We start from the raw sequence: 16,436 nt of genomic DNA, 5'->3' as shown, positions 1-16,436 counted from the left end.
GATGTACGTGCTGCATATCGCCAACAAGAACTATTCGTCATGGTCGCTGCGGCCATGGGTGCTGATGCGCACCCTCGACATTCCGTTCGAGGAGCAATTGACGCCGTTTCCGACCGGGCCCAGTTTCGATCTTTACCGGGCGTTCTCGCCCAGCGGGCGCGTGCCTTGCCTGGTGGATGACGGCTGGGCTGTCTGGGATTCGCTGGCTATTGCCGAGTATCTCGCCGAGCGCCACCATGGTGTGTGGCCTGCCGAGGCCAAGGCGCGAGCCTGGGCGCGCTCGGCCGCCGCCGAAATGCATTCTGGTTTCACGGCCTTGCGCGGCGCATGCCCGATGAATTGCGGCTTGCGGGTGAAACCGTTGCCGATGTCGGACGCGCTGAAGCAGGATCTGTTCCGTTTGGGCGATCTCTGGAACGATGGCCTTGCCCTGTTCGGCGGGCCGTTCCTTGCCGGCGGCCATTTTACCGCCGTCGACGCCTTCTTTGCTCCGGTGGCGTTCCGTGTGCTATCCTATGGGCTGTCTTTCGAAGGGGCAGCTGCAGCCTATCCCCCGCAATTGCTTGGCCTGCCGGCCATGCAGGAATGGTATGCGGCGGGTCTCGCCGAGACCTGGCGGGAGCCGGACCATGAGGCGGAGGTCGCTGCCGCCGGAACCATCGTCGAGGATCTTCGCGCTACGGCGTGATGGGCATTCCAGGAAAAGCGCGCCGCGTTCCCTTGGGAATTGCGTGAAAACAAAGGGATCGGGGCGTTACGTCCGCCCGAGCCGCCTTACGAACATGTAGGTCGCCGCGGCGATCACGATCGAAACCGCCGAGACCACCCAGAAGCCCATCGGCGTATTGACCATGGGCAGGCCACCGACATTCATGCCGAACAGGCCTGATATGATGGTCATCGGCAACAGCACCGCCGTCATCACCGACAGCACATAGAGCAGCTGGTTGGACTGCATTGTCAGCTTGGCCATCAACTCGTCCTGCAGCAACCTTGCGCGTGCCTGCAACTGCTCGCCGTCGTGATAGAGCGTGTGTGCCCGGTGCGAGAGCCTTGTCGCCATGTCATTGATCCGATCGGGCAGCTCATTGCGATGCGAATGGTCGAGATGGCGAAAAAGGTTTGTGAGCGTCGCCATCTGCCGGTGGATGACCACCAGTTGACGGCGCGCCTCGACCAGCGACTGCCGCTCGCCGTGCCAGGCATCGCGCACGATACGGTCCTCGATGCCGTCCAGCGTATCGCCAAGACCGTGGAGCTCGGCCGCCATGCCGTCGAGCGACTGGCCCATGACCGCTTCGACCAGGTCGGCGGGGGAGCGGAATTTGCGCGAGCCGCTCTCCACCGCCTTGCGGATGAGATCGACCGATTCCAGTGGCTGCTTGCGCGCGCCGATCAGCGTGTTATCGTTGAGCGCAAAACGGAAATGGCCGAGCCCGCGCGCTTCCGCCGAATAGTCGTGGCGCAGATCCGGCAGGTCGCCATAAAGCCAGGCATCCTCGAGATCGATGTGGCAACCCTGGCTGGCGCCGAGGAAAGCTTCGCGAACCGGCCCGGGCAGAGCCTGCTCGGCGGCGATCTCATGACGGGCGCGCAGGTCGGACAGCTGGTAGCTGCGCCATGTCCATGCAACCTCGGCCGCGTCCTTGGTGCGCAGGCCCTCGGCGGTGAAATGGTAGATGAAGAACAGCCCGTGCTCGTCGGGCAGGCAAGGCGACAGGCCTTCCGTGTTGAGAGCAATGTTCACGGCTCGCCTCGCCAAGAAATTTCGACCAGGTTCAGATTTCGACTATGCCGACGCGCGGATGCCGACCGTCCTTCGTAACACGAGTGAGGCGGGTTCCGTGTGACGGTTTCTTGACAGGCGATCACAGTTTGTCGAGCAGCGTTTAGAGTGTTTGCTGCTATCGCCGACGAATGGAGCTCACCCATCGCAACGGTCCGGTCAATCGCCAGCCGCGTGACGCAAGCGCCGCATCGCGCTCCGCCACCAGGTCGTCTCGGATCCTGGCCAGCGCGCTACGCTCGGCTACGAGGCCGTCTTGGGCCAGGGCGAGCGCGTCACGCTCCGCCATGAAGCTGTCTCGGGCTTGGATGAGGTCCTGCTGGGCGTGAGCAAGCGCATCACGCTCCGCCATGAAGCTGTCTCGGGCTTGGATGAGGTCCTGCTGGGCGTGAGCAAGCGCGTCACGCTCCGCCATGAAGCTGTCTCGGTCTCGGATGAGGGCCTGTTGGGCGTCAGCGAGGGCGTCACGCTCGACGATGCCCTTTTCCAGTTCGCCGTGTAGCCGTTTAGCGGCCAGGTTCCCTGCGGCAACGGCCTTGCCAACCACATCGCAGCTCTCATCGAACGTCGCCCGCACCCTGTCGAGCTGGTCGCGCAAGTCCTGGCTGTCGCCTTCAGACGCCATACTGCGCAAAATGGCATAGGCGCTGCGGACTAATGGCGTGGCATCCGGATGGTTTTGCAGATCAGCGACCGAGGCCCGCTGATGATGCAGGTCCTTGTCCAGGAACTCGGCGATTGCGGCGTCGGCCTGATCGGACGTGACAGGCCAGACGATTCCGGTCTCCCTGGCCGCGCGGTCCATCTGATGTCGCCAGTCGCTCAACAGGTCTTCGTGGCGCAGGATACAGCGCGGCATGTGTCGCGAATGATGCTCCGCTTCGAGCACGTGCCTGAGCCACAGCATGAACGCTGTCGGCAGTGCCATTTGATCCCGTTCCTGCAGCGAACAGGCGACTTCGAGCGGGTTGCGGACAGGCAGAAATGCGATCGGGTCAATCCTGAGATCGGCCAGGATCGAGGCCATGAAGGGGAGGAACCGGCAGATCCGCGGATCCTTGACGAAAAACAGGGGGGCATCGCCGAACTCGCTGGCAATGATCGCCGTCATCATGGGCCGAAATCGCTCGGCTGCCGGCGACTGCAGCCACTGCCGATCTAGCGGCAGCCAATCTTGCCAGGAGGAGGCGGCCGCCGTGAGCAGGTGGTCGTCGGCGATGGTGAGTGGGGTACTTTCCCAATGTCCCTTGGGATTGTGGAGGCTCCCGGGCAGCAGATGTTTCGGCGGCGTGGCTCCATGCGCGGCGACGAGGGCGCCGAGCGCCGAGGTGCCGCTGCGGTGCATTCCGAGGACCAGGATCGCCGTCCTTGGTTCCGACGCGATCTCGCCCTTCGCGGCCGTCAATCGCTCGCGCGGATTCATCTCCCCTTTGTCTCGCTCTCCAAATTTCCGTTCCCGCCCAATGTTCTCCGATAACCAACTGCGAAGCGGGCTGCAAATGGAAATCGTCGCCAACGTGCTTACATTGCGCACAAGACGGAGCTCAAGAAAAGCTGGACAGATCGAAGTCAGCTGCCCCAACGCTACAGATCCTTGCCAAGCAGATGCAGTCGATCAGTGGCTTCGCATTGGACTTCTGCTTCTGGGCCAGGCTGGCCTTGTTGCTGTCGCCGATCCAGGTGTTGCCCAGTGTTTCGTAGCCGGCAGCCTTGAGCGCCAGCACGACGCGGCGCAGTTGGTGCGCCAGGCCGACGACACCAACCGGGCTCAATTCCTGGCCGCCTGCGCCAAGGCCGGCTTCGTCCTCACATCTTGTCAATTACAGACTGCACGCCTTCCGTCGGCGCATCGACCGACGACCCCGCCACCATGATGGCGGCGACGATGGCCTCGGGGTCTTCGACCACCAGCGGCTTGACCCGTTGCGCGGTGTGGATGAAGCCTTCGCTGGCCATATGGTCGAGCAGCGCCAGCATCGGATCCCAGAATCCTTGAACGTTGGCGAAGACGATCGGCTTGCGGTGATGGCCGAGCTGGCCCCAGGTCATGATCTCGACGATTTCCTCGACCGTGCCGATGCCGCCGGGCAGCGCCACAAAGGCGTCGGATTTCTCGAACATCTTGTGCTTGCGCTCGTGCATGTTGTCGGTGATCAGCAACTCGTCGAGCCGGTCAAGCGCGGTTTCGGTCGCCTCCTTGTTGATGAGGAAGCGCGGAATGATGCCCGTTACCTTGCCGCCGGCCTTGAGCGCGCCTTCGGCGACTGCGCCCATAATGCCTTTGGTGCCGCCGCCATAGACCAGCCGCAGGCCGGCTTTGGCGAGCGAGCGGCCAAGCAGGTGCCCGGCCTTGGCATAGATTTCATCGCGGCCCGGAGACGAGCCGCAATAGACGCAGACGGATCGAATCGTGTTCATTCGTGATTGGTGATTGGGTCTGAATGCGGGGTCAAGCCCCAAGGGCTGACAAGCCCGGGCTTTTTCTTGTCGGTGCCGGCAAAACACGCTAGACCGGCTTCAGGTGGCTAAGGGGTAGGGGAAATATGGCTGTTAATCCATTGAAGGCGTTTCTGTTCGCGGCCGGTGGGACCGTCGCGGTCGTCGGAACCGCCTATGTATCGGGCGCACTCGACCCGTATCTGAATCCCACGCCGCCTGCGGCGATTGCATCGCTGACGCCGCCGGCTGAAAAGCCGGCCGATCCGGGGACCGAGGGAAGGCTGCCGCCGGCGCCCGCCGCGCCCACCGATGCCAAGGCTCCCGCAGCACCCGCGCCTGCCGACGCAACGGCTCCCGCGACCGAAGCTGCGGCTCCGGCGGCACCTGCCGCGCCCGCTGCTGCCCCAACAACCCCAGCGCCGGCCGCGGCCGGCCCGGTTGCGCCGAGCTTCGACGTCGTGCGCGTCGAAAGCAACGGCTCGATCGTCGTTGCCGGCAATGCTGCGCCCAATTCGAAGATCGAGATCCTCAACGGCTCCTCGGTGCTTGGCTCGACTGTCGCCGGTCCGGACGGCGCCTTCGTCATCGTTCTCGACGATCCGCTGAAGCCCGGCGACTATACGATTGCGTTGCGCGCGACGGCCGGCGATGTGGTTACCCCTTCCGTGCAGACCGCCGTCGTTTCGGTTCCCAAGGACGCCGCCGGCCAGGTGCTGGCGATGGTCGAGGAACCCGGCAAGCCGGCCGAGCTGCTTAGCGTCCCGGCGCCTGAGACCAAGCCCGCGGCACCGGCCGCCGGCGATCAGGCCGCTGCCCCAGCCGCTGAGGCGCCTGCTACGGCTGCGCCTGCCGTGGCCGCTGAAACAGCACCTGCTGCTCCGGCTGTGGAAGCCGCAACTGCCCCTGCAGCGCCAGCAGTACCTGCAGCGCCGCCGGCGGCAGGCGTGGCTGCACCCAAGATCGTCGTCGAGGCGGTCGAGATCGACGGCAACAAGATCTTCGTCGCCGGTCTGGCTGACGCCGGCCGCAAGGTGCGCGCCTATGCCAACGATATCCTGCTTGGTGATGCGGTGACCTCGCCCGACGGTCATTTCCTGGTCGAGGCGACGCGCGACATCCCGGTCGGCAGCTACACCATCCATGTCGACGGTCTCGACGCCGACGGCGTGAAGGTCGTGGCCCGCGCCGCCGTGCCGTTCGAGCGCGAACCCGGCGAAGCGATCGCCGCCGTGGCGCCCGCGGAGGCCAAGCCCACCGAGACCAAGCCCGCCGAAGCAAAGCCTGCTGAGCCGGCCGCACCGGCTGCTGCCGAAGCACCGGCCGCTCCGAAGCCTGCGGCGCCAGCCACTATCGCGGCTGCCCCTGCGAAGCCCGCACCAGCTGCTGCCGCGTCCGCACCAGCCGCACCGGCGGCTGAAGCGCCGGCTCCGGCTGCCCCGGCGGTTGCCGGGGCACCTGCGGCACCGGCAGCGCCTGCCGCTGAGGTTCCAGCCGTCGTCGCGGCGGCAACGCCCGATGTGCCAGAGACGGTGGCGCCAAAGCTTGAACATGCCGACGGCGCGGTGATCATCCGCAGGCACGACACGCTGTGGCGGATCTCACGGCGCGTCTACGGTCACGGCGTGCGCTTCTCGACCATCTATCTCGCCAACCAGGACCAGATCAGCGATCCCGACCGCATCTGGCCGGGGCAGGTGTTCAAGGTTCCGGAAAAGTCCAAGGAAGGCGAAGCCGCCGACCTCAAGGCGATGGGCGAGCAGGTGACAACGGCGCCGGTGAAGACGCAGTAGCGGCCGAGCGCTTGATCTCCTCCCTTGAGGGGGAGATGGCCGGCAGGCCAGAGGGGGTCGCCGCGCATAGAACGCCGACCTTCTCTTTGCTGCAAACGACGTTGCGTCAGGACGTACCGACCCCCTCTGTCGCCTTCGGCGACATCTCCCCCTCGAGGGGGGAGATTAGGTCGCTCTACCCATCGGGTTAGCTTGCCACGCACCCGTTCATCGTCTATCGCCGATGAACGATGGCAGACTCGCTCACTGAACCAGACCACGCAAACTGCGCACCGCCCCAAAGCCGCGCCGTTGCCGCGAGCTTCGCCGCACTCTCGCACCCGGCGCGCATCGAGATCCTTAGACATCTGTCGGCCAGCCGCTCCTGCTGCTGCCGTGAGGTTGTCGACCATCTCGACCTCGCGCAGTCGACGGTCTCCCAGCATCTGAAAATCCTGGTCGAAGCAGGCTTGGTCCGCTTCGAGCCCGACCGCCAGCGCTCGCGCTATCAGCTCGACCGCGCCGCGCTCGCCGACGTTTCCGCATCGCTGACCGCACTCGTCAATTCCTGCTGCTCCGGCCGCTGATTTCTCACCCAAAAGGCAAGACAAGTGGCAGAAAAAACCGTTTCCGATAGCTCGACCTTCAGCACCTTGCGCAATCTGTGGCCCTATATGTGGCCGGCCGACCGCGCCGATCTCAGGGCACGCGTCACCTGGGCGACGCTGCTTCTAGTCGTTGCCAAGCTGACACTGGTTGCCGGGCCGTACTTCTTCAAATGGGCGACCGATTCTCTGGCCGGTGACGCCAAATCGCCGCCGCCGCTGCCATCCTTCCTGCTGGCGCCGGTGATGCTGGTCGTCGCCTACAATGTCGTGCGGCTGGTGCAACTCGGCTTCAACCAGCTGCGCGACGCGCTGTTTGCCCGCGTCGGCCAGTATGCGGTGCGTCAGCTTGCGTTCCGCACCTTCGTTCACATGCACCAGCTGTCGCTGCGCTTTCACCTCGAGCGCCGCACCGGCGGCCTGTCGCGCATCATAGAGCGCGGCACCAAGGGCATCGAGACGATCGTGCGCTTCATCATGCTGAACACGGCGCCGACCATCCTCGAATTCGCGCTGACCACCGGCATCTTCGCCTACACCTATGGCTGGAAATATGTGGTCGTGGTGGCGGCCACGGTGTGGCTCTACGTCTGGTTCACGGTGCGCGCCAGCGACTGGCGCATCTCGATCCGCCGCGACATGAACGACAGCGACACCGACGCCAATACCAAGGCGATCGACTCCCTGCTCAACTACGAGACCGTCAAATACTTCAACAACGAGGGTATGGAGGCCGAGCGCTTCGACCGTTCGATGGCGCGCTATGAAATGGCGGCGACCAGGATATGGACCTCGCTCGGTTGGCTGAATTTCGGCCAGGGCATCATCTTCGGTCTCGGCACCGTCATCGTCATGTGCATGTCGGCGCTGGAGGTGCAGGCCGGCACGCAGACGGTCGGCGACTTCGTCTTCATCAACGCCATGCTGATGCAGCTTTCGGTGCCGCTCAATTTCATCGGCTTCATCTACCGCGAAATCCGCCAGGGGCTGACCGACATCGAGCAAATGTTCGACCTGCTCGATGTGCCGCAGGAGATCACCGACAAGCCCGATGCCAAGCCACTCGCCGTTACAGCCGGCAAGGTCGAGTTCCGCGACGTGCATTTTGCCTACGATCCCAACCGCAAGATCCTGAAAGGTGTCTCCTTCGAGGTACCGGCCGGCAAGACGGTGGCCATTGTCGGACCGTCCGGCGCCGGCAAGTCGACGATTTCGCGGCTGCTATTCCGCTTCTACGACGTCCAGGGTGGTCAGGTGCTGATCGACGGCCAAGATGTCCGTGATGTGACGCAGGCGAGCCTGCGCGGCGCGATCGGCATGGTGCCGCAGGACACCGTGCTTTTCAACGACACCATCGCCTACAACATCCGTTACGGTCGCATCGGTGCCAGCGAAGAGGATATGCAGAAAGCCGCCGAGCTTGCCCAGATCGGCCCGTTTATCGAACGGCTGCCGGAAGGTTATCGCTCGATGGTCGGTGAGCGCGGGCTAAAGCTATCGGGCGGCGAAAAGCAGCGCGTGGCGATTGCCCGCACGATTTTGAAGGCGCCGCCGATCCTGATGCTCGACGAGGCGACCTCGGCGCTGGACAGCCACACCGAACAGGAGATCCAAGCCGCCCTCGACCTGGTCAGCAAGGGCCGCACCACCATCGTCATTGCCCACCGCCTGTCGACGGTGATCACCGCCGACGAGATCATCGTACTCAAGGACGGCGAGATCGCCGAACGCGGCGCCCATGCCGAGCTGATGCGCCAACATGGCCTCTACGCCTCGATGTGGGATCGCCAGCGCGAGGCGACGGAAGCCGAAGAGAGGCTTCGGATTGCCAGGGAGAGCGATGAGTTGGGTGTGGTTGTGCGCAGAAGGACTTCGGAGGTGAACTAGGCGGCGGAGCGCCAATCTCCCCCCTTGAGGGGGAGATGTCGCCGAAGGCGACAGAGGGGGTCACCGCGCGTGGAGCGCTAACCTTCATCGGTCGCAAGGGGGCGCATCCAGTCGAACCGACCCCCTCTGGCCTGCCGGCCATCTCCCCTCAAGGGGGGAGATATGCAGCGTCGTCGCCATCATCACCACCGAAAATTTCCCCTTGACCTCAACCTAAGTTGAGATCGCAAACCCGTTCCTGAGCCACCGAACCCAAGTCATTCAAGAACGGAGACAGATTCAAATGGATAAACTTGCCGAGGCAGCCGTGTTCAGGGTCGACAAATTCGTCGTTCCTGCCGAGGCCCGTGAAGAAATCCTTCGCAAGGTCAGGGCAACGCATGAACTGCTGCGCCTGCAGCAAGGCTTCGTCCAGGATTTCGTGCTCGAGCAATTTTCGGGTCCGGGTGAGTTCAACCTGGTCACCATTGTCGAATGGGAAAACCAGGCGGCCGTCGACAATGTCGTGCCGATCGTCAAGGCGGCCCACGAGCGGGCGGGCTTCAACCCGCAGGAGACCATTGCCCGGCTGGGTGTGAAGGCCGATATCGCCAACTATCAGCGTCTGCCTGAGATGTAGGAGGGCCAGCCCGTGCCAGGTGCTGGCGCCTCGACGCTCAGCACCTGGCCGGTGCGGGCATCGCTGATCATGTTCTCGAAACCACGCCATTCGGCGGCGACGATGAACAGTGTCGTGCCATCCGGCCCGCCCAGCATGCAGGCAAAGCAGCCGCGATCGGCATCGACTGTCTGCAACACCTCGCCACCTTCGCGCACCCGCACACAGCGTTTGTTGGGAACATCCGCATACCAGGCAGTTCCTTCGGCATCGAGGCAGACGCCGTCGGGAAAGCCATCGAGATCGGCCCAGACCCGGCGGTTGGAAAGCCCGCCATCCTCCGCGATATCGAAGGCGGTCAGCCGGCTGGCATGCGACTCCGCCACGATCAGTGTCCTGTTGTCCGGCGTCACCGCCATGCCGTTGGCGAAAGCGATGTTCTCGGCCACTTGTCGAACCGAGCCGTCCGGCGTGATCAGCACGATGGTGCCGGGCCCGAAATGCTCGACCGGTGCAGGCGCCGACCCGCCGCCATTGACATAGATGTTGCCGCGCCCGTCGACGACGATCTCGTTCCACGGGCTGTTTGACAGCGACCGAAGATCGGAATGGGTGGCCAGCGTTCCATCCGCCTCCTGCCGCAGCAACAAGCCATCCCGACCCGAGACGATCAGCAATCGGCCATCCGGCAACCAGTCGATCGAATAGGGCAGGATGGCCGGCACGGTGAGCATCACCTGGTTCCCGCCGTCCTCATCCACCGCGACGATCTCTCCGGTTCCCCAGTTGCAGAGCCACAGGCGTCCGTCGTGCCAGCGGGGAGACTCTCCGAAAGCGAGGCCTTCTGTAATGACCTTGGCGTTCAGGGCGACTGATTTCGAGGATGGCATCTCTGACCCTGGTTTGTCGACTCGCCGCAATTCGGCATTGTCGCGAAGCGCTTTCCTGCCAAGGACGTATGAATCTGTGGCGCCCCGACACCGTCGACAATTTCGGCAAACCATCGTGCGGATGCCTCTGGATCAGAGTGCCTTTAATCCTTGAGGGCAGCTGATATTGTCGCGTCGGAAATAACCCGTTCGCGCAAGTTTTGCGACCAAGAGAGTATTTTCGATGTTCGGTTTCTTTTCCCGCAAATCCAAGAAAACGTCCGAGAAGTCGGCATCAGATTCTGGAAAGCAGTTGGAATTCGGCCTGCCGTTGCCAGTCGTCGTACTGCGTTCGAACGTCGAGGATCCTGATGAAGAGCCGTTTTTTCTCGTCTTCGCTGTCATGCAATTCGTCACAGCGATGGTTTCCAAAGGACTCTATCGTTATCCCGAAATCGACACCAAGGCGATGCAGGTCCTTCATGCCGACTCGTACTCTTCGGAGGTAAAGAACGGCGGCCATAGTCAATTCATCCACAATGCCGGGCAGGAAATCGGCGCCATGATTGCCAACGCACGAGCTGGACTCACTGCTTGTGGCGCAAAGGGCCAGCTTGCGACTTTGGAAAAGATGTCCAGCTGGATTGCAGACCATCCCAACGAAGCCGCCCAGCAGACGGGCTTCGAGGGCGGGCGGGATGATTTTCTCGATACACTTGATCATGCGTTCTACGTTGCGGATGAGGCCGCGCCCATGGAAAACCTTTTGGCGCGCTGGATCGCGTCATGGCCTGATCTGCAAGTTGTCGATAGTGACGATTACGACGACGTCATACACCGGCTGGTGATGGCCAATCCGAAGCGCGAAGGCAGGCTTCTTCATAAGTCCGTTGGCAACTTGGCAGGCCAGATGATCTTGAGCTGGCGCGATGTCGGGGCCGGCCTTGCCTGCGCCAAGATCGCGCCGCCCGAGATCAAAATCGCGTTCGGCATGGCAAGGATGCTGAACATAGAAGGAGAGAAACAGCTGGTTTTTCAACTTCAGACCAGCGCGGAGAAGACCCGACTATGCAGTGCGACGGAGACACACGTCACGGTCTACGAGTACATCGCTCCAGAAGAGTTGCTTGTCATACCGCCAGGCGAGAGCCCGCTAGCGGCTAACGCCCCGAAAGTTGGCGCCAAGCTTGGCATTGCTGAAGAGCCCGAGATCACAGCGGTCATTGAGCTGGCGGAACAATACCATGCTCCCGCCGCCGTCGACCTCCTGCTCCGCAAGGCAGGCTTCGACCCGACGGATGCCATCGTTTCTGCGAATTCGGTGGTGCAGAAGGAGGAAGGAGCAATCGTGAATTGGGTGGTGCTGGCATCAGGCCAAGTCTTCCTTTTCCAATCGTTGCGGAACGGCGGTGTCCTCTTGCGCGGCAAGGATGATGAAAGCCTCGCTGAGGCCGCTATGGCCGAGCTCAATGCCCACTTTTATCGCTCCGCTGCGGCGGGTTAGCGACAGCAAGCCTACTTTTTCTCCGTCAGGAAGAACGTGCCATCGGCATGGCCGTTGGCACCGCATGACAGGGGCTCCGATCTGCCATCCTTGCCGGCGCCGCTCTGCTCGACGACAAGCGCATCGCCGTCGCGTCGGAAGGTAAAGACAAAACCGGTTGGGTTGTCGTTGTCGACGGCACGGTCGACCAGCCGCAGAGTGTTGCGCTCCTCGACCGTGCCGTCGATCTCGCATGACCCACTTCCCGAGACTGGATTGGAAACGACATCTTCCAAGATTTCGACCTTGCCTCCGCCAACAGCCTTGATGTCGACGCTACCGCGCACGTTGCTCCATGTGCCGATCAAATCTGCCTGGGACGGCTTGCGTATGCCGGACAGGAAGGTTGCGCGGTCGCGCAGGAATTCGCCGAGATCGAAAGTCTGTTGGTTCTTGGGCGAACTTTCGTTGAAACCGGCGATCTGATCGCGATAGGCGATGAAATCGCTTTGGTCGTCCCGCAGCGCCTTCCCGGCATGAGCATCGAGCCTCTTCAGCAGCGCGGTATAATTCTTCGCGACGTCGGCATCGGCTTGCGCCAGGACCGGATCGGCGCAAATGGCCTTTTCCGCCAAGCTGGCGGCCTTGGCGCAGTCGAAGGATGGCTTGCCTTGCGCAACTGCGTGGTCGCTCGCTGCCACAAGTACGGTCAAAACGGCACCCACGGCTGCCGATCGTATGGCAACAAGATACGTTTTGCCTGAATTTGGCGCCATGGCAGTCGGCCTTTTCGCCGCGCGTTCAGCCGGCGTTGGCCCGAATTCTGGCGGCAAAGCCGGCGGCAGGCAAGCACGTCACCGTTCCTGCCGGCTGCGGACGATGCGGCCTTGCCCAATGTTGCGTTGCGGCAGCGGAGCCTTTCCGGTATTGAGGCCGGACCTGAAACAGGGACCGCCCCCATCCCATGAGCCCCATCCGATGAGCCTCGTCGATTCGATCAAGAATGCCTTCGTTCCGATCCATCGCGAGGGCTATCCGTTCATTGCCGCCTTTGGTGCGGGCACGCTGTTCCTCGGCTATTTCTCCTCGGTGCTGTTCTGGATCGGCCTGATCCTGACCGCCTGGTGCGTCTATTTCTTCCGTGACCCCGAGCGTGTCACCCCGGTCGATGACAGGCTGGTGGTCAGTCCCGCCGACGGCGTCATCTCGGCGGTCGGCCCGGCCGTGCCACCGCGCGAGCTCGGCCTCGGCAACACCGAAATGACCCGCATCTCGGTGTTCATGAATGTCTTCTCCTGCCATGTGAACCGTGCTCCCGTGCGCGGCCGCATCACCAAAATCGAGCACCGGCCGGGCAAGTTCCTGAATGCCGAACTCGACAAGGCAAGCTCGGAGAACGAGCGCAACGGGCTGGTCATAGACAGTCCCAACGGCATCGTTGTCGCCGTGCAGATTGCCGGCCTGGTGGCGCGCCGCATCGTCTGCTGGGCCGAGACCGGCGGCTCCATTGCCGTCGGCGAACGCTTTGGCCTGATCCGCTTCGGCTCGCGCGTCGATGTCTTCCTGCCGTCGACCGCGGTGCCGCGCGTCGCCGTCGGCCAGACGGCGGTCGGCGGCGAAACCGTGCTCGCCGAATTCGGCGGCGTCGCCGCAACCCCGCTCGTCAGGATTTCGTAAGCGGTGGGCGCGCCGTTCAAAAAGTTCGAGGCCCATGGCAGCGGCGGCCCGCGCATCCGCGAAATTCCGATGCGCATGGTGCTGCCTAATCTGGTCACCGTGCTTGCCATCTGCGCCGGCCTGTCCGGCATCCGCTTCGGCTTCGAGGGCCGTTTCGAGCCGGCCGTGGTGATGGTGCTGCTCGCCGCCTTCCTGGACGGCATAGACGGGCGCCTGGCGCGCATGTTGAAGGCGACATCCAAATTCGGCGCGCAGATGGATTCGCTGGCCGACATCGTCAATTTCGGCGTCGCGCCGGCACTGGTGCTCTACGCCTTCCTGCTCGACCGCGCCGGCTCCTTCGGCTGGATCGCAGCTCTTCTGTTCACCATCGCCTGTGGCCTGCGGCTGGCGCGCTTCAACGTGCTCGACGAAGACCATGACCGGCCGATCTGGCAGAGCGAATACTTCGTCGGCGTGCCGGCGCCGGCCGGCGCCGTGCTGGTTATGCTGCCGCTCTATCTGTCCTTCCTGCGGCTCGGTCTCGAGCCGGACCGCCTGACGGCATTCGTCGCCACCGGCTTCACTGTGCTGGTCGCTTTCCTGCTGGTCAGCCGGCTGCCGGTCTATTCCGGCAAAAGTCTGAAAGTGCCGGGCGACAAGGTGCTGCCGATCATCCTGGCGGTCGTTCTATACGTCCTGCTGTTGATGACCTATCCCTGGTACACGCTGACCGCCTCTGTCGCAGGCTATCTCATCTTCCTGCCTTTCAGCGTGCGGGCGTATTCGAAGCGCGCCAAGCGCGAGGGCGAAAAAGTGCCGCCGTCGGATATTGGGTAGTTGTTATCTCCCCCCTTGAGGGGGAGATGTCGCCGAAAGCGACAGAGGGGGTCGGTACGCCCCGGACGCGACCTCGTTTGAGCGAAGAGGACGTCGGCGCTTCACGCGAGGCGACCCCCTCTGGCCTGCCGGCCATCTCCCCCTCAAGGAGGGAGATACGCTAAGCCGCCAGGCCCAGCCCCAGCTTCTCGATCGCCAGGTTCCGCGTCGAGACATAATCCGTCTTACCGGAACCCAGCACCGGGATCTCGTCGACCTTGACGATGTCGTTGGGCACCATCAGTTCGGCCGCACCTGCCTTCTTGCCGAAGGCGCGCAGTTCTTCCGGATCGGCGTCGTCGGCGGTGGTGACCAGCACGATGCGCTCGCCGCGCCTCTTGTCCGGCACCGCCACCGCGGCGTGGCGCTCTTCCGGCCACAGCGACTGCACCAGCATCTCGACGGCGCCCAACGACACCATCTCGCCAGCGATCTTGGCGAAGCGTTTTGCCCGGCCGCGAATGGTGATGAAGCCTTCGCGGTCGACCGAGACGATGTCGCCGGTGTCGTGCCAGCCGTCCAGCGGCTGCAATTCGCCGGGCCGGTCAGCGGTCATGTAGCCCATCATCAAATTCGGCCCGTCGAGCCACAGGCGGCCGGCACCCTCGATACCCTCGACCGGTTCGAGCTTCATGCGCATCGCCGGCAACAGCCGTCCGACCGTGCCGTCGCGACCATGGATGGCGGTGTTGACGGCGACGACGGGAGCGGCCTCCGTCAGCCCGAACCCCTCGATGATCGAGGCATCGAAGCGCTCGCGATAAACGCGCCGCGTCTCCGGCTTCACCGCTTCCGCGCCGGCGACGACGAAGCGCAGGCTGGAGAAATCGCCATCCTTGGCGGTGCGGGCATAGTTGGCAAGGAAAGTGTCGGTGCCGAACATGATGGTCGGCTTCACCTTGCGGGCGATCTCCGGGATGATCTTGTAGTGCAGCGGTGACGGGTAGAGGAACAGTTTCACCCCGGTCACCAGCGGCAGGATGGTACCGCCGGTCAGGCCGAAAGAGTGAAAAACCGGCAGCACGTTGAGCAGGATGTCGGACGGCGAAATGGTAATGCGCGCCTCGGCCTGCATGGCGTTGGCGTGGAGATTGCGGTGCGACAGCACCACGGCCTTGGGCGTGCCTTCCGAGCCTGAGGTGAACAGGATTGCGGCGGGCTTGGCCGCATCCTGCCGCTGCAGCGGGAACCGCCACAGCACCGCTGCTGCGAGCTTTTCCAGCGTCGTGACGCTTGCGCGCACATCCTCCAGCCACAGCATTTTGGCGCCGCCGGCCTCGATGGCGGCGATGATGTCGGCAAGCGCCGCCTTCTCGACGAACGCGCGCGAGGAAACCACCGTTCGGATGACTGCCGTGCGCACCGCGGCGGTTACGCTGGCCGGCCCTGCCGTGTAGTTGATCATCGCCGCTACCCGGCCGGCCGAGAGCAGGCCGACGAAGGACAGCACCACGCCATTGGCGTTGGGCAGCAAAACCCCGACCGCTTCGCCGGGCGCCGCCACCGCCTCGAAACGGCGGCCGAGCACGCGCGCGCCGATGAACATTTTTCGATAGCTGAGCGAGCCGCTGATCACATCCTCGATGATCGGGTGCGAGGCGCCGGTGCGATCCGCGGCATCGCGCATGGCCAGGAACAGGCCGCGATCGAGGTTGCTGCCATAAAGCCGCGCCTCGGCGATGCGGTCGAACAACGCATTGGTGTTGGAAGCCTGGTCGGGGTTGCGCGCCACCAGTTCGGCAATCGTCATTGGCTCCAGCACGCTGATCGAGAGTTTTGGGAACCAGTGGCGCGGCGCCCGGTTCTTTGGCGTCAAGGAAACCGGCAGGTCGCGCGAGCCGGTGACGAAGATCGGCACGATGCGGGCGTCGGCCTGCATGGCGATGCGGGTGACGGCGCGGAACAGGCGAAACGTCTTCACATCGGGCTCGACGTCATCGGGCAGATAGACGGCAAGCCGGCCTTTACCCTTCAGCACCCTGACCAGCCGCCGGCTGACGAAGAGATGCTCGGCGTTGAAGGCGATGGTGCGGCCAAGCTCGCGCCAAGGCTCCATCCAGGGCGAGCGCGCCGAGGCCTCGTCGAGAATGTGCAGCGTGTCGTCGGGCAGCAGCGACAGCATCAGCGCCGGCTCGAAGCGTGACTGGTGCGAGACCACATAGATCACCGGCGTCGGCGCGTTGCGGGCAATGCGGATGCGCCGGTCATCGATCCGGTAGGCGAGCTTGAACGGCACATAGAGTAGCGCCTGGGTAAAGCGCAGGTCGAGACGAAACGTCTCGATCGCGCCAATCAGCAGCCAGGCCAGCACGAGGCCTGCAAGCAGCGCCAGTGTCAGGATCATGCCGCGTCTCTCCCAACGTTCCGGTATCGCGGCTCTTCGTCCGCTTCGCAGGAGAGGGTAACGCAATGGGGGGCAAGGTCAATGTAGAGCCTCTTCCTTCTCCCCGTTCACGGGAAGAAGG

The 16,436-nt window shown here is 63.5% G+C and carries 15 protein-coding genes; 8 read left to right on the top strand and 7 right to left on the bottom strand.

What is annotated here, in order from left to right:
- The first annotated feature begins 1 nt into the window (after window position 1).
- Window positions 2-688 carry a glutathione S-transferase family protein gene (locus ACYG9R_RS02600; protein ID WP_023673578.1) on the top strand — a complete coding sequence of 229 codons (687 nt, stop codon included), beginning with the start codon at window positions 2-4 and terminating at the stop codon, window positions 686-688.
- A 66-nt stretch (window positions 689-754) separates the two neighbouring features.
- Here the strand turns inward: ACYG9R_RS02600 and ACYG9R_RS02595 are convergent, their stop codons facing one another.
- The 4 genes from ACYG9R_RS02595 to ACYG9R_RS02580 all read right to left on the bottom strand — a co-directional run bounded on the left by ACYG9R_RS02595 (window position 755) and on the right by ACYG9R_RS02580 (window position 4,204).
- Complete coding sequence (locus tag ACYG9R_RS02595; RefSeq protein WP_023824154.1) at window positions 755-1,747, bottom strand: transporter; 993 nt, start codon at window positions 1,745-1,747, stop codon at window positions 755-757.
- A gap of 157 nt (window positions 1,748-1,904) precedes the next feature.
- Window positions 1,905-3,209, bottom strand: coding sequence for a sulfotransferase family protein (locus ACYG9R_RS02590; protein WP_023824153.1), 1,305 nt, complete (start codon window positions 3,207-3,209; stop codon window positions 1,905-1,907).
- 121 nt (window positions 3,210-3,330) lie between these two features.
- Window positions 3,331-3,606 carry a hypothetical protein gene (locus ACYG9R_RS02585; RefSeq protein WP_023727585.1) on the bottom strand — a complete coding sequence of 92 codons (276 nt, stop codon included), beginning with the start codon at window positions 3,604-3,606 and terminating at the stop codon, window positions 3,331-3,333.
- A complete protein-coding gene (locus ACYG9R_RS02580; RefSeq protein ID WP_023673582.1) occupies window positions 3,593-4,204 on the bottom strand; it encodes an LOG family protein in 612 nt (203 codons plus the stop codon). Before ACYG9R_RS02580 ends, ACYG9R_RS02585 begins: the two co-directional genes overlap by 14 nt.
- Window positions 4,205-4,329: 125 nt before the next feature.
- Between ACYG9R_RS02580 and ACYG9R_RS02575 the strand changes: the two genes are divergently transcribed.
- The 4 genes from ACYG9R_RS02575 (at window position 4,330) to ACYG9R_RS02560 (ending at window position 9,105) form a co-directional block, all read left to right on the top strand.
- Window positions 4,330-6,015: a LysM peptidoglycan-binding domain-containing protein gene (locus tag ACYG9R_RS02575; RefSeq protein ID WP_460221804.1), complete on the top strand. Its 1,686-nt coding sequence runs from the start codon at window positions 4,330-4,332 to the stop codon at window positions 6,013-6,015.
- Window positions 6,016-6,245: 230 nt separating this feature from the next.
- Window positions 6,246-6,581: an ArsR/SmtB family transcription factor gene (locus ACYG9R_RS02570; RefSeq protein ID WP_023805680.1), complete on the top strand. Its 336-nt coding sequence runs from the start codon at window positions 6,246-6,248 to the stop codon at window positions 6,579-6,581.
- Between the two features lie 24 nt (window positions 6,582-6,605).
- Window positions 6,606-8,486 carry an ABCB family ABC transporter ATP-binding protein/permease gene (locus tag ACYG9R_RS02565; RefSeq protein ID WP_023824152.1) on the top strand — a complete coding sequence of 627 codons (1,881 nt, stop codon included), beginning with the start codon at window positions 6,606-6,608 and terminating at the stop codon, window positions 8,484-8,486.
- Between the two features lie 283 nt (window positions 8,487-8,769).
- The gene (locus tag ACYG9R_RS02560; protein WP_023685667.1) at window positions 8,770-9,105 is read left to right on the top strand and encodes an antibiotic biosynthesis monooxygenase; all 336 of its coding nucleotides are present in this window, start codon (window positions 8,770-8,772) and stop codon (window positions 9,103-9,105) included.
- On the opposite strand, the gene ACYG9R_RS02555 is transcribed toward ACYG9R_RS02560, so the two are convergent.
- Window positions 9,084-9,974 (bottom strand): SMP-30/gluconolactonase/LRE family protein, encoded by an 891-nt coding sequence (locus tag ACYG9R_RS02555; protein WP_031199464.1) that lies wholly within the window; start codon window positions 9,972-9,974, stop codon window positions 9,084-9,086. The genes ACYG9R_RS02560 and ACYG9R_RS02555 overlap by 22 nt on opposite strands.
- Before the next feature lie 223 nt (window positions 9,975-10,197).
- On the opposite strand from ACYG9R_RS02555, the gene ACYG9R_RS02550 reads away from it, so the two are divergent.
- On the top strand, window positions 10,198-11,457 hold the full coding sequence (locus ACYG9R_RS02550; RefSeq protein ID WP_023824150.1) for a DMP19 family protein: 1,260 nt from the start codon (window positions 10,198-10,200) through the stop codon (window positions 11,455-11,457).
- 11 nt (window positions 11,458-11,468) lie between these two features.
- Here the strand turns inward: ACYG9R_RS02550 and ACYG9R_RS02545 are convergent, their stop codons facing one another.
- The gene (locus ACYG9R_RS02545; RefSeq protein WP_196813605.1) at window positions 11,469-12,149 is read right to left on the bottom strand and encodes a lysozyme inhibitor LprI family protein; all 681 of its coding nucleotides are present in this window, start codon (window positions 12,147-12,149) and stop codon (window positions 11,469-11,471) included.
- On the opposite strand from ACYG9R_RS02545, the gene ACYG9R_RS02540 reads away from it, so the two are divergent.
- Window positions 12,055-13,113: a phosphatidylserine decarboxylase gene (locus ACYG9R_RS02540; protein ID WP_348528142.1), complete on the top strand. Its 1,059-nt coding sequence runs from the start codon at window positions 12,055-12,057 to the stop codon at window positions 13,111-13,113. The two genes, ACYG9R_RS02545 and ACYG9R_RS02540, sit on opposite strands and share 95 nt — an antisense overlap.
- A 3-nt stretch (window positions 13,114-13,116) precedes the next feature.
- Window positions 13,117-13,932: a CDP-diacylglycerol--serine O-phosphatidyltransferase gene (pssA, locus tag ACYG9R_RS02535; RefSeq protein WP_023672701.1), complete on the top strand. Its 816-nt coding sequence runs from the start codon at window positions 13,117-13,119 to the stop codon at window positions 13,930-13,932.
- 160 nt (window positions 13,933-14,092) lie between these two features.
- On the opposite strand, the gene ACYG9R_RS02530 is transcribed toward pssA, so the two are convergent.
- On the bottom strand, window positions 14,093-16,315 hold the full coding sequence (locus ACYG9R_RS02530; RefSeq protein WP_023824148.1) for an AMP-binding protein: 2,223 nt from the start codon (window positions 16,313-16,315) through the stop codon (window positions 14,093-14,095).
- Between the last annotated feature and the right edge of the window lie 121 nt (window positions 16,316-16,436).

It is taken from the genome of Mesorhizobium sp. RSR565B (assembly GCF_054719465.1).
Note: the sequence above shows the minus strand (reverse complement) of the source record. Positions and strands in the feature narration are given on the sequence as shown.

What these genes read in the sequence shown, in the direction of transcription:
- ACYG9R_RS02530 (WP_023824148.1), bottom strand. Translation starts at nt 16,315, where the DNA reads ATGATCCTGACACTGGCGCTGCTTGCAGGCCTCGTGCTGGCCTGGCTG.
- ACYG9R_RS02560 (WP_023685667.1), top strand. Translation starts at nt 8,770, where the DNA reads ATGGATAAACTTGCCGAGGCAGCCGTGTTCAGGGTCGACAAATTCGTC.
- ACYG9R_RS02590 (WP_023824153.1), bottom strand. Translation starts at nt 3,209, where the DNA reads ATGAATCCGCGCGAGCGATTGACGGCCGCGAAGGGCGAGATCGCGTCG.
- ACYG9R_RS02600 (WP_023673578.1), top strand. Translation starts at nt 2, where the DNA reads ATGTACGTGCTGCATATCGCCAACAAGAACTATTCGTCATGGTCGCTG.
- ACYG9R_RS02540 (WP_348528142.1), top strand. Translation starts at nt 12,055, where the DNA reads ATGGCCTTTTCCGCCAAGCTGGCGGCCTTGGCGCAGTCGAAGGATGGC.
- ACYG9R_RS02575 (WP_460221804.1), top strand. Translation starts at nt 4,330, where the DNA reads ATGGCTGTTAATCCATTGAAGGCGTTTCTGTTCGCGGCCGGTGGGACC.
- ACYG9R_RS02550 (WP_023824150.1), top strand. Translation starts at nt 10,198, where the DNA reads ATGTTCGGTTTCTTTTCCCGCAAATCCAAGAAAACGTCCGAGAAGTCG.
- ACYG9R_RS02580 (WP_023673582.1), bottom strand. Translation starts at nt 4,204, where the DNA reads ATGAACACGATTCGATCCGTCTGCGTCTATTGCGGCTCGTCTCCGGGC.
- ACYG9R_RS02555 (WP_031199464.1), bottom strand. Translation starts at nt 9,974, where the DNA reads ATGCCATCCTCGAAATCAGTCGCCCTGAACGCCAAGGTCATTACAGAA.
- ACYG9R_RS02570 (WP_023805680.1), top strand. Translation starts at nt 6,246, where the DNA reads ATGGCAGACTCGCTCACTGAACCAGACCACGCAAACTGCGCACCGCCC.